Origin of the sequence: Streptomyces sp. NPDC007907 (assembly GCF_042959365.1) — a bacterium.
In the GTDB taxonomy this organism is placed as follows: domain Bacteria; phylum Actinomycetota; class Actinomycetes; order Streptomycetales; family Streptomycetaceae; genus Streptomyces; species Streptomyces indiaensis.
Map to the genome: position 1 here is coordinate 1 of NZ_JBIBKR010000010.1, position 13,057 is coordinate 13,057.

The 13,057-nt window shown below is 69.8% G+C and carries 5 protein-coding genes; 1 reads left to right on the forward strand and 4 read right to left on the reverse strand.

The window, feature by feature from the left end; all coding sequences use genetic code 11:
* The coding region (locus tag ACFZDI_RS33880; protein ID WP_391255987.1) for an amino acid adenylation domain-containing protein at positions 1 to 8,087 on the reverse strand (8,087 nt) is incomplete at its 3' end.
* 938 nt (positions 8,088 to 9,025) lie between these two features.
* Between ACFZDI_RS33880 and ACFZDI_RS33885 the strand changes: the two genes are divergently transcribed.
* Positions 9,026 to 9,892, forward strand: a complete 867-nt coding sequence (locus ACFZDI_RS33885; protein WP_391255990.1) for a transcriptional regulator — start codon at positions 9,026 to 9,028, stop codon at positions 9,890 to 9,892.
* Between the two features lie 107 nt (positions 9,893 to 9,999).
* On the opposite strand, the gene ACFZDI_RS33890 is transcribed toward ACFZDI_RS33885, so the two are convergent.
* The 3 genes from ACFZDI_RS33890 to ACFZDI_RS33900 all read right to left on the reverse strand — a co-directional run bounded on the left by ACFZDI_RS33890 (position 10,000) and on the right by ACFZDI_RS33900 (position 12,875).
* Complete coding sequence (locus ACFZDI_RS33890) at positions 10,000 to 10,314, reverse strand: hypothetical protein (RefSeq protein ID WP_391255993.1); 315 nt, start codon at positions 10,312 to 10,314, stop codon at positions 10,000 to 10,002.
* Positions 10,315 to 10,935: 621 nt separating this feature from the next.
* Positions 10,936 to 11,889: a hypothetical protein gene (locus tag ACFZDI_RS33895; RefSeq protein WP_391255996.1), complete on the reverse strand. Its 954-nt coding sequence runs from the start codon at positions 11,887 to 11,889 to the stop codon at positions 10,936 to 10,938.
* A 182-nt stretch (positions 11,890 to 12,071) separates the two neighbouring features.
* Positions 12,072 to 12,875: an alpha/beta fold hydrolase gene (locus tag ACFZDI_RS33900; RefSeq protein ID WP_234848026.1), complete on the reverse strand. Its 804-nt coding sequence runs from the start codon at positions 12,873 to 12,875 to the stop codon at positions 12,072 to 12,074.
* Between the last annotated feature and the right edge of the window lie 182 nt (positions 12,876 to 13,057).

The window sequence follows — 13,057 nt, forward strand, 5'->3', positions numbered from 1 at the left end:
GTCACCACCGGCCGGACATCACCCAGCACAAACTCCACCCGCTCCGCCGGATACTCCGGATCCACCGGCACATACGCCGCACCCGACTTCAACACCGCCAACACCGCAACCACCAACTCCACCGACCGCGGCAACACCAACGCCACAAACCGCTCCGGCCCCGCCCCCCGCTCCACCAACCACCACGCCAGACGATTCGCCCACGCATTCAACTCCCCATACGACAACGACCGCCCCTCACACACCACCGCCACCGCACCCGGATCACGCACCACCTGCGCCTCGAACAACTCCACCACCGACACACCCTCAACCCGCGGCACCTCCCCACCCACACCAGCCCACCCCAACACCAACCCACGCTCACCCTCACCAACAAACTCCACACCCCCCACCCGCACATCAGGATCCGCAACCAAACCCTCCAGCAAACGACCGAACCAACCCACCAAACGCTCAGCCGTCCCCGCATCAAACACATCAACGGCAGCGATCAGAACACCCCGCAAACCAGCCGGAGCGCCGTCGGCGTCGAATACCTCATTGGCCACGACATCCAGGTCGAACTTGGCCGTCGCCGCCCCGGGCGACCCCCCTGCCCCCATCCGACGGGTCGGCACTCCGGAGGTCTGCAATCCGGGCAGGTCGACGATCGCCTGGGTGTTGTTCTGCACGGTCAGCATCACCTGGAACAGCGGGTGCCGGGCCAATGACCGAGCCGGCGCCAGTTCCTCCACCAGCCGCTCGAACGGCACATCCTGATGCCCGAAACCGGCCAGGCTCGTCTCCCGGACCCGCTCCAGCACCTCACCGAACGTCGGATCACCCGACAGATCCGTGCGCACCACCAGCGTGTTCACGAAGAACCCGACGAGGTCGTCAAGCGCCTCGTCCGTGCGCCCGGCGACCGCCGAACCGATCGGGATGTCGGTGCCCGCACCCACCCGCGACAACGTCACCGCAAGGGCGGCCTGCAACACCATGAACACCGTTACGCCACGCTCACGCGCCACCTCACGCAACCGCGCATGCACCCCAGCCGGCACCTCCAGCCCGACCGCATGCCCCTCATGCGAGGCGACAGCCGGACGCGACCGGTCATAGGGCAACGCCAGCTCCTCCGGGGCGCCGGCCAGGGCCTCACGCCAGAACGCCACCTGACGCGACAACACACTCTCCGGATCCTCCTCGGACCCGAGCATCTCCCGCTGCCACAACGCATAGTCGGCGTACTGCACCGGCAACGGACCCCACTCAGGCGCCCGCCCCTCACACCGCGCCGCATAAGCAGACGTCAGATCCCGCTCCAGCGGAGCAGACGACCACCCATCACTGGCGATGTGATGCACCACAAGGCTCAGCACATGATCGTCCGAACCGACCCTGAACAGGCGTGCCTGGACGGGGATCTCCGCACTCAGGTCGAAGGCATACCGCGCCGCCTCCGCCACAGCCCCGTCGAGCTCCTCCGCACGCACATCGGTGACCGTCAGTGCGAAGCCGCTTTCCTCGACCGGCAGGATCCGCTGGTACGGCTCTCCGTCGGCCACCGCGAAGACCGTCCGCAGCACCTCATGCCGTTCCAGGACGTCGCGCAGCGCGTCTTCCAACGCGTGCTGGTCCAGCGCCCCCGTCAGCCGCACGCCGATCGGGATGTTGTACGTCGCGCTCGGCCCTTCCAACTGCCCTATGAACCACAGCCGACGCTGCGCGTAGGACAACGGCACTCGCTCCGGGCGCTCCCCCGCGACCAGAGCCGGACGCGCCCCGTCCGCCTGGCCCAGCCGTGCCGCAAGCCCGGCCGGAGTTGACGCCTCGAACAGCGTCCGCAGCGCCACCTCCACACCCAGCACCGCACGCACGCGACTCACCAGCCGCGTCGCCAGCAGCGAATGTCCACCCAGGGCGAAGAAGTCGTCGTCCACACCGATCGCGGGCAGGCCCAAGACTTGGGCGAAGGCCTGGCACAGGATCTCCTCCTGCACCGACATCGCACCGCGGCCCCCGCCACTCACATACTCCGGAGTGGGCAGGGCCTTGCGGTCCAGCTTGCCGTTCACCGTCAACGGCAACGCATCCAGGACCACGACCGCCGAGGGCACCATGTACTCCGGCAACCGCTCACCGGCGAAGGCCCGCAGCTCGGACTCCGACGCCTCCCCCACCACATACGCCACCAGGCGTTTGTCTCCGGGAACGTCTTCACGGGCGACCACCGCAGCCTGCGCCACCCCCGGATGCGCGGCCAGCACGGCCTGGACCTCACCCGGCTCGATCCGGAAACCACGGATCTTCACCTGCTCATCCGCACGCCCCGCGAACACCAGCCGGCCCTCGGCCGACCACCGCACCCGGTCACCCGTCCGATACATCCGCCCACCCGCCGCACCGAACGGACAGGCCACAAACCGCTCACCCGTCAGCCCCGGGCGCCCCACATACCCCCGCGCCACCTGCGCACCCGCCACATACAACTCCCCCACCACACCCACCGGCACCGGACGCAAACCCGCATCCAGCACATACACCCGCGAATGCGCAACCGGAGCACCCATCGACACCACCGGCCCCGACCCATCCACCTCCCCCGCCGTCACCATCACCGTCGTCTCCGTCGGACCATACGTATTCACCAACGTCCGACCCGCCGACCACACCCCCGCCAACCCCACCCCGATCGGCTCCGCCCCCACCACCAGCCTCGACACACCCGCAAACGCCCCCGGATCCAACACCCCCAACAACGACGGCACCACACTCGCCGCCACCACACCCCGCCGGCGCACCAACCCCGCCAACAACGACCCATCCGACCGCTCCGCCGCCGACGCCACCACCAACGTCCCACCCGACGACAACGTCACCGCAACATCCAAAACCGACGCATCAAAACTGAACGACGCGAACTGCAACACCCCCACACCCGGCCCCGCACCCAACACCGGACCCAACGCACCCACCAAATGCGCCAACCCACCCTGCGTAACCGCCACACCCTTCGGCCGCCCCGTCGAACCCGACGTATAAATCACATACGCCAAACTCTCGGCATGCAGCGCCACCCCGGATATTCCGTCTCCCGGCAAGCCGGCCCATTCCTCGACCACAGCCCGATCGGCCAAATCGACGCCCTCCGCCCCGGCCGCCGACAATGCCCCCACCAGGCCGCCCCGGCCCACCACAAGCTCAGCCCCGCTGTCCTCCACCATGAAGTGCAAACGCTCCGCCGGGTATTCGGGGTCCAGCGGCACATAGGCAGCCCCCGCCCGCCACACACCCACAAGCGCCACCACCATCTCCACACCCCGCGGCAGACACAGACCCACCACCGACTCCGCACCCACACCCCGCGCCCTCAACAACCCCGCAAACCGATCGGCCCACGCATCCAACTCCCCATACGACAACTCCACCCCCTCACACACCACCGCCACCGCACCCGGATCAACCACCGCCCACTCCGCAATCCGCCCAGGAACCAACCCCTCCACCACACCCGCACCCGCAGAAGTCGCATTCCACGCCTCGACCACCAACGCCCGCTCATCCGCACCCAGCACATCCACCGCACCCACCCGGGTGTCCGGCGCCCCCACCACCACCTCGACCACCCGCACCAACCACTCCGCGAACCGCTCAGCCGCCCCCACCCCGAACACATCCGCAGCCACGGTCACGACACCCCGCATACCGGCGGGAGCGCCCTCGGCGTCGAACACCTCGGAAGCAGTGACGTCCAGATCGAACTTGGCCGTGACCGTTCTGACGGACTCCGCCGGCCCAGTCGGCACTCCGGAGGTCTGCAATCCGGGCAGGTCGACGACCGCCTGGGCGTTGTTCTGCACGGTCAGCATCACCTGGAACAGCGGGTGCCGGGCCAATGACCGAGCCGGCGCCAGTTCCTCCACCAGCCGCTCGAACGGCACATCCTGATGCCCGAAACCGGCCAGGCTCGTCTCCCGGACCCGCTCCAGCACCTCACCGAACGTCGGATCACCCGACAGATCCGTGCGCACCACCAGCGTGTTCACGAAGAACCCGACGAGGTCGTCAAGCGCCTCGTCCGTACGGCCCGCGACCGCCGAACCGATCGGGATGTCGGTGCCCGCACCCACCCGCGACAATGTCACCGCAAGGGCGGCCTGCAACACCATGAACACCGTCACGCCACGCTCACGCGCCACCTCACGCAACCGCGCATGCACCCCAGCCGGCACCTCCAGCCCCACCGCATACCCCTCATGCGACGCAACCGCAGGACGCAGCCGGTCATACGGCAACGCCAACTCCTCCGGCACCCCGGCCAGCGCCTCACGCCAGAACCCCACCTGACGCGACAACACACTCTCCGGATCCTCCTCGGACCCGAACACCTCCCGCTGCCACAACACGTAATCCGCATACTGCACCGGCAACGGCGCCCACCCCGGCCCCCGCCCCTCACACCGCGCCCCGTACGCCACCGACACATCCCGTGCCAACGGCCCCATCGACCAGCCGTCACCCGCGATGTGATGCACCACCAGCACCAGCACATGCTCATCCGGGCCGACCTGGAACAACCGGGCCCGGACAGGGATCTCCTCCGCGAGGTCGAAGGCGTATCGTGCCGCCTCCGCCACAGCCCCGCCGAGCTCCTCCGCGCGCACATCGGTGACGGTCAGCGCGAAGCCGCTCTCCTCGACCGGCAGGATCCGCTGATAAGGCTCCCCGTCCACCACCGCGAAGACAGTGCGCAGCACCTCATGGCGCTCCAGCACGTCCCGCAGCGCACTCCCGAGCGCATCCCGATCCAGCGCCCCGGTCAGCCGCACCGCGATCGGCATGTTGTAGAGCGCGCTCGGACCTTCGAGCTGCGTCAAGAACCACAGCCGACGCTGCGCGTAGGACAACGGCACTCGCTCCGGGCGCTCCCCCGCGACCAGAGCCGGACGCGCCCCGTCCGCTTGGCCCAGCCGTGCCGCAAGCCCCGCAGGAGTGGACGCCTCGAACAGCGTCCGCAGCGCTACCTCTACGCCGAGCACCGCACGCACGCGACTCACCAGCCGCGTCGCCAGCAGCGAGTGACCACCGAGAGCGAAGAAGTCGTCGTCCACACCGACCGCGGGCAGGCCCAAGACTTGGGCGAAGGCCTGGCACAGGATCTCTTCCTGCACCGACATCGCACCGCGCCCCCCGCCACTCACATACTCCGGAGCGGGCAGGGCCTTGCGGTCCAGCTTGCCGTTCACCGTCAACGGCAACGTCTCCAGCGTCACCACCGCCGACGGCACCATGTACTCCGGCAACCGCTCCGCCGAGAAAGCGCGCACCTGCCGGGCCAGCCCTTCGGGCACCGTGCCCTCACCGGGAACCGGAACGACATACGCCACCAGGCGTTTGTCTCCGGGAACGTCTTCACGGGCGACCACCGCAGCCTGCGCCACCCCCGGATGCGCGGCCAGCACGGCCTGGACCTCACCCGGCTCGATCCGGAAACCACGGATCTTCACCTGCTCATCCGCACGCCCCGCGAACACCAGCCGGCCCTCGGCCGACCACCGCACCCGGTCACCCGTCCGATACATCCGCCCACCCGCCGCACCGAACGGACAGGCCACAAACCGCTCACCCGTCAGCCCCGGGCGCCCCACATACCCCCGCGCCACCTGCGCACCCGCCACATACAACTCCCCCACCACACCCACCGGCACCGGACGCAGACCCTCATCCAGCACATACACCCGCGAATGAGCAACCGGAGCACCCATCGACACCACCGGCCCCGACCCATCCACCTCCCCCGCCGTCACCATCACCGTCGTCTCCGTCGGACCATACGTATTCACCAACGTCCGACCCGCCGACCACACCCCCGCCAACCCCACCCCGATCGGCTCCGCCCCCACCACCAGCCTCGACACACCCGCAAACGCCCCCGGATCCAACACCCCCAACAACGACGGCACCACACTCGCCGCCACCACACCCCGCCGGCGCACCAACCCCGCCAACAACGACCCATCCGACCGCTCCGCCGCCGACGCCACCACCAACGTCCCACCCGACGACAACGTCACCGCAACATCCAAAACCGACGCATCAAAACTGAACGACGCGAACTGCAACACCCCCACACCCGGCCCCGCACCCAAAACCGGACCCAACGCACCCACCAAATGCGCCAACCCACCCTGCGTAACCGCCACACCCTTCGGCCGCCCCGTCGAACCCGACGTATAAATCACATACGCCAAACTCTCGGCATGAAGGTCGACTTCGAGCGGGGTGGCCGGCGCAGCCGCCAGTTCACGTGCCACGTGCGTGTCGTCCAGGTTCACCATGTGCGCAGCCGAGTCGGACAGTTCGGCCGCCTTGTCGCCGCGTCCGACCACGATCCGGGCGCCGCTGTCGGCGAGCATGAACTCCAGTCGCTCCGCCGGGTATTCGGGGTCCAGCGGCACATAGGCAGCCCCCGCCCGCCACACACCCACAAGCGCCGCCACCATCTCCACACCCCGCGGCAGACACAGACCCACCACCGACTCCGCACCCACACCCCGCGCCCTCAACAACCCCGCAAACCGATCGGCCCACGCATCCAACTCCCCATACGACAACTCCACCCCCTCACACACCACCGCCACCGCACCCGGATCAACCACCGCCCACTCCGCAATCCGCCCAGGAACCAACCCCTCCACCACACCCGCACCCGCAGAAGTCGCATTCCACGCCTCGACCACCAACGCCCGCTCATCCGCACCCAGCACATCCACCGCACCCACCCGGATGTCCGGCGCCCCCACCACCACCTCGACCACCCGCACCAACCACTCCGCGAACCGCTCAGCCGCCCCCACCCCGAACACATCCGCAGCCACGGCAAGCCGGCCGGTGAGGCCGGCCGGGGTGCCGTCCGTGTCGAGGGTCTCGGTGAGCATGACGTCCAGGTCGAACTTCGTTTTCCTCGAGCCCGTCAGTGGCTGAGTCGCGAGTCCTTCGACGTCGACGCCTGGCAGGTCGACGACCGCCTGGGCGTTGTTCTGCAAGGTCAGCATCACCTGGAACAGCGGGTGCCGGGCCAGTGACCGAGCCGGCGCCAGTTCTTCCACCAGCCGCTCGAACGGCACATCCTGATGCCCGAAACCGGCCAGGCTCGTCTCCCGGACCCGCTCCAGCACCTCACCGAACGTCGGATCACCCGACAGATCCGTGCGCACCACCAGCGTGTTCACGAAGAACCCGACGAGGTCGTCCAGCGCTTCGTCCGTGCGGCCCGCGACCGCCGAACCGATCGGGATGTCCGTGCCCGCACCCACCCGCGACAACGTCACCGCCAACGCCGCCTGCAACACCATGAACACCGTCACGCCACGCTCACGCGCCACCTCACGCAACCGCGCATGCACCCCAGCCGGCACCTCCAGCCCCACCGCATACCCCTCATGCGACGCAACCGCGGGACGCAGCCGGTCATACGGCAACGCCAACTCCTCCGGCACCCCGGCCAGCGCCTCACGCCAGAACCCCACCTGACGCGACAACACACTCTCCGGATCCTCCTCGGACCCGAACACCTCCCGCTGCCACAACACGTAGTCCGCGTACTGCACCGGCAACGGCGCCCACCCCGGCGCCCGCCCCACACACCGCGCCCCGTACGCCACCGACACATCCCGTGCCAACGGCCCCATCGACCAGCCGTCACCCGCGATGTGATGCACCACCAGCACCAGCACATGCTCGTCGCGGCCCACCCCGAACAGCCACGCACGCAGCGGAACGTCGGCGCTCAGCTCGAAGACGTGGCGCACCGCGTCCGCCACCGCGGTGTCCAGTTCCTCCGGTCGCACGTCTGCGACGGTCAGCTCGAAGCCGCTCTCCTCGACCGACAGGATCCGCTGGTACGGCTCGCCATCCGTCTCCGCGAACACCGTGCGCAGCACCTCGTGGCGCTCCAGCACGTCCCGCAGTGCGCTTTCCAGGGCGTCCCGGTCCAGTCGGCCCGACAGCCGCAGGGCCATCGGGATGTTGTACGTCGCGCTCGGACCTTCCAGCTGCGTCAAGAACCACAGCCGGCGCTGCGCGTACGACAACGGGATCATCGGGATTCCTCCTGTTTACGCGTAACCGCGGCGGGGATCACGTTCCCCATTCGAAGGTGTCGCACCTGAGGGGCATGCCTTCGCAGCCTCCTCTTGAGCGGAGGCGTGTTATTCAACTGCCGGTTTCGTCAGGGGCGGCAGCTGTTTTGGTCGTCGAGCGGGTCGGTCGTCCGTCATCCCTTACAAGACGTGCCCCACGGGCGGCCGTGGACGGAGCCAGTTCACTATGGTCCAGGCCGCATGTCTGATCAATGCCGGTGATCGCTTTCGCTGACCGTTCAACTGCGCCCCGACCGCACTTGAACAGGCGTGGCCGGCGCTCGCGGAGCATTGCCCGCTTGCGGTCGGGGCGTCACCGCTTGGGATTCCGGGCTTTTCCGGGATGCGTGCGCCGGACATGAGCGCAGCGCCCGTTTTGGGGCACTAGCATCCCTTTCGCGGGTCTCATCCCCTCGCTGTTTTCACTCAGGATGCCCGCATACTCACGTCTCGTAGCGGGGGCAATGCGGAATCTTTGACTCCGAAAAAACCCGCCTGTCGTCGCGTAGATGTGAATGTAGGGTGGATGCCGAAGAGCGTCCGACAATCGTCATACGATCGCGTGTCGGCCACCGGCGGCCGTTGACGGCCGCACTGACACCGGTGCGGCTCACCCCGTTGCTCCAAGTTCTCGTAAACGTACGTGGCACGACCCGGCTCATGCACGGCACGACCCACGAACAGCAGTTCCGAGATACTGATTATTCTGGGGGTTGATCTTGACGCAATCCGGAAGTGAAAGGGCCATATCCAGACCGGAGTACGGCTCCAGGACTTCGGACAGCCGGATCACAACCGTACCCACCGCGTCGCTGCTGCCGGGCGACTCGCCTCGTGCCGAGGGCGTGAACGCCCAGCACATCGCACGGCTCGCCGAAATCGAAGGACCCTTACCCCCCGTGCTGGTGCACCGACCGACGATGCGGGTCATCGACGGAATGCACCGCTATCTGGCGGCACTCTCGAACGGCCAGAAGACTATCGAGGTCGAGTTCTTCGACGGAACCACCGAAGAGGCGTACCTGCGGGCCGTGCAGGCGAACTCGGTCCACGGGCTCCCGCTCTCCCCGGCCGAACGCAAAGCCGCGGCAGCCCGGATCATCGCCTCCCTGCCCCACATGTCGGACCGCGCGATCGCGAAGGCGGCGGGGCTGGGTGCCAAGGCCGTGGCCACCATCCGCCGCCGGATGGACGAGACGCCCCGACTGAACGCCCGTGTCGGCCAGGACGGCAAGGTCCGTCCCCTCAACAGCGCCGAGGCGCGGTACCGGGTCGCCGAGCTGCTGGCCGAGCGTCCCGACGCCTCCCTGCGGGAACTGGCGCGGCTCGCCTGCGTCTCGCCGGCCACCGTCAGCGACGTCCGAAGACGTCTCGCCTCCGGCGAACCGCCCGCCCCGGAGCGCCCGGGGGTCAGGGGCCAGGCGGACAAGGGCCCGGCCGCGAGCCGGCCAGCCGCCGCACCTCCCCAGCCGGCCGGGCGTAAGCCGCACCGCCGGATGCGTCTGGTGGCGCAGGATCCCGGAGTGGTGCTCGACAAGCTGTCACGTGACCCGTCGCTGCGTCACAGGGAGGAAGGGCGGCGGCTGCTGCGGCTGCTCCAGCAGCACGCGATCGCCACGCAGGAATGGCCCGCGCTGAGCACCTCCCTGTCGGGCCACTCCAGGGAAACGGTGGCGAGCCTCGCACGGGAGTACGCCAAGACATGGCTCGGTTTCGCGCAGGAGCTGGACGAGCGTCTCCGGGCCGGGCTGCTCGCCAGCGGGTGAAGCCGGCCGCCCGGGCGGGAGCAGGAGGCAGACGCCTGCGGACGCGGACATGCTCCGCTCGCCGCACCGATGAGGAGCCTGGACCCCGGGTGATCCGGCTGTCTCCGTCACGGTAATCGGCCCGGGACCGGCTGCGGCCGGAACAGGAACCCGCCCCATCCGGGCATGGCGTCCGTCACCGGCCGCCAGGTGCCCTCCTGCCAGCCGTGCATCGTGTACGACAGGGAGACGGTGAGGCTGCGGACGGTGTCGGCCGTGCGCCGCCGGTCGGGGCGTCGGCGCCCCCACCGCAGGAGCAGGGCGGGGCGATCGCGCAGCAGTGTCGCGAACGCCCCCAGCAGGACGTCCAGTTCGTCCTCACCGAACTGGATCCGGATGAAGTCGACCCGTGTCAGGTCCTTCCGCCGGCAGAGATCGTCCACGGTGGCCGCCCGTGGGCCACCCGGGCGTCCCGGCACCAGACGGTGCACCTGCCCGTCCGGGCCCGCGAGGTTCCTCAAGGTCGCGGTGCACCGCGCGCAGCCGGCCCCGACGTCCACGCAGACGGCGCCGGGTGCCACGAGCTGGTCCAGTCCCGGGGCCTCCGGATGGGGCACCGGGCGGTGTGGCCGACCCTGGACGACCGGGGAGGCGGGTCCCGGTGCCCCGGAGTGCCGGAGCCCTGGCAGCGCGACGACGGAACCGCGCGGGTCATCCGTTGTGGGAAGCTCGGATGCCTCGGTCGGCGGCCCGTCGGCGCCCTCGCGCCCCGGTCCTCCGTGGTCTGCCACTGCGCATCAGTCCTTCCGGGTCGTGTCACCGCGCCGGCGCCGTGACCGGGCGGCCCGTTGACGGTACGAGGCTAGGTTCCTCACCCGCCGGACCGCGTCCCCCGCGGTAACGACCCCGTGTCCTTCGCGGCGCCACGTCCTCCCGTCCGGGACCGTCGGAGGGTGTCCTCCCCTGGGTGTGTCATCCCCGGGGCGTACGCCTCGGGGCGGGGCCCTGGTGCCGGTGCCACAGAAGCGGGAGCCTGCCAGGGGCGGGTGGGTGCGGTGCGTGGCTCACCGGGCGGCCAGTCCGTGCCGGCCGACCGTCTCGTACAGGGCCTGGAGGTCCTTGCCGCCGAGAGCGCCGGGGCCGTCTCCGTGTGGCACGAGTTCGATGAGCAGGGTGTCGCCCAAGTGCGCCGAGGTACCCACGAGGTGGGCTCGCCCGTGGCCTCCTGCGGGCTGTTCAGCAGGTGCCGGTGTGCGGAACTCGACGCCCGCATGCAGGAGTTCGCGGGCCGCGCGGACGATGTCGTCCGTGCGGAAGGTGAGTCGCTGCTCCGCGCGGTGCGTGGGGGTCGGTTGCGGCGTCGTCCCGCGGCGGAGGCCGGTACCGGGCTCCGGGGCCGCGAGGGTGAGGGTCATGCCGCCCTGGAGTCCGGTGAGTTCCACGGCGCGGGGCGTCAGGTCCGCTGCGCTGTTCTCTCGCGGTCGGCGCGGGGTCAGCCCGAAGCCTTCCTCGTACAGGCGGACGCAGTCATGGAGGTCGGTCGCTCCGACACCGGTCGTCACGCCTGCGAGTCGCGCGACGGGGGCCGCGGGCATCGCGGGGGCTGGGCTCTGCGGGAGCCGCGCCCAGCGGTGGCCGCCCGGCCGGCCCGTCCGGGTGTGTCCGGCGGGCAGCAGGGTGTGGGTCATGCCGCCGGCGCCCGCGAGGATCGGGTTGCCGCGTGCGGAGCCGACGTCACGGGCGCCGGCCCGCTGCGCCCGTTCCGCTGTCGCGGTGACGTCCGTGCAGTGCAGTGCGATGTCGGCGATGCCGTCGCCGTATGCGTCGAGGAAGCACCAGGTGGCGGGTCCGGAGGTGACGACGAGGGAGGCGGTGCCCTGCCGCAGCAGCAGGGAGCTGCGGTCGGGGGCGACGGAGTCTGCGACGCAGTCGAACCCCAGGGCCGAGACGAGGTACTGGGCGGTTCGCTGCTTGTCCTTGGCGTACAACTCGACGTACGCGATGCCGTGCCCTGCCATAGGTCTTCCTTCCTGCGCGAGGTGGTCCGGAGGGCCGTGCCGCCCTCTCCGGGTGCCGACGTTCGAGGTGCGCGTCGTGACCGCGTGCGCGTCGTGGCCGCGTGCGCTGCGGTCGGGCGTACGGCGCGCGCGGTCCCGGCCCGCGGCTGTCGTGTCCGTGGGCCGTGGACGGTGCCGCGTGGTCAGTACTTGTCGAGGAACTCGATCAAGGCCGCGTTGACCTCGTCAGGGCGTTCCAGATAGCCGAGGTGACCGCAGTCCGCGATCTCCACGAGGTCACAGCCGGGGATGGCGTCGGCCACCTCGGCGACCAGGTGGGGCGGGCAGACGAGGTCGTGGCTGAAGGCGATGGCCCGGCACGGCACCGTGATGCCGCGCAGTGACGCGCGCCGGTCGCCGAGACCGTCGACGGCGGCGGCCTGGCCGGCGGAGGAGTGGCCGCCGCCGGTGAGTTCGAACAGCTCCAGCAGGGGGGTGACGGCGGTGTCGTCGTTGAGGGTCGTCGGGGAGAACATCTCGGTGACCGTCTTCACCGCGTCGTAGCCGGCCGGCAGCCGTATGCCGCTCTCCCGCAGCGCGCGGTCGGCGGCGCTCTGGGCGCGCCGGAAGGCGTCGGAGCGGGCCCGGGACGCGATCAGGATCGCGGAGCGGACCAGTTCGGGTGCGGCGAGGGCGAGTTCCTGGGCGATCATGGAGCCGAGGGACGTTCCCACGATGTGGCAGGGGCCCAGTCCCAGCTGCTCGATGAGGCCGCGGGTGTCGGCCACCATGTCGGCGAGGCGGTAGTCGCCCGCGGGGGCGTCCGACGGTGCGATGCCCCGGTTGTCGAAGGTGACGGTCTGGTAGCCGGCGCGGTTCAGTGCCGGTGTCTGGTGCATCGTCCATACCCGGCCCGACGCGGACGAGCCCATGATCAGCAGGACCGGCGTGCCGCTGCCGGAGCGCTGGTAGGAGAGCCTCACACCGTTGGTGTTCACGAATGGCATGTCGAGCCCGTTCTCGTAGGGGGCAACAGGCGCTCTCCGTGCGGTCACCACGGAGAGGTCCGGGTGGCCGCCCCGCCCTCGGCCCCCGTCGGTCCCGGCGCACGGGCCGGGTGTCGTGCTCGGTGGAGCGCGCGGGCTCCGTCACGGCTCACGATGGCATCGCACCTCGGCGGCGATCAAGC

Bases quoted from the DNA above. Each gene is read 5' to 3' on its own strand.
- ACFZDI_RS33895 (WP_391255996.1), bottom strand. From the start codon at position 11,889: ATGGCAGGGCACGGCATCGCGTACGTCGAGTTGTACGCCAAGGACAAG.
- ACFZDI_RS33900 (WP_234848026.1), bottom strand. From the start codon at position 12,875: ATGCCATTCGTGAACACCAACGGTGTGAGGCTCTCCTACCAGCGCTCC.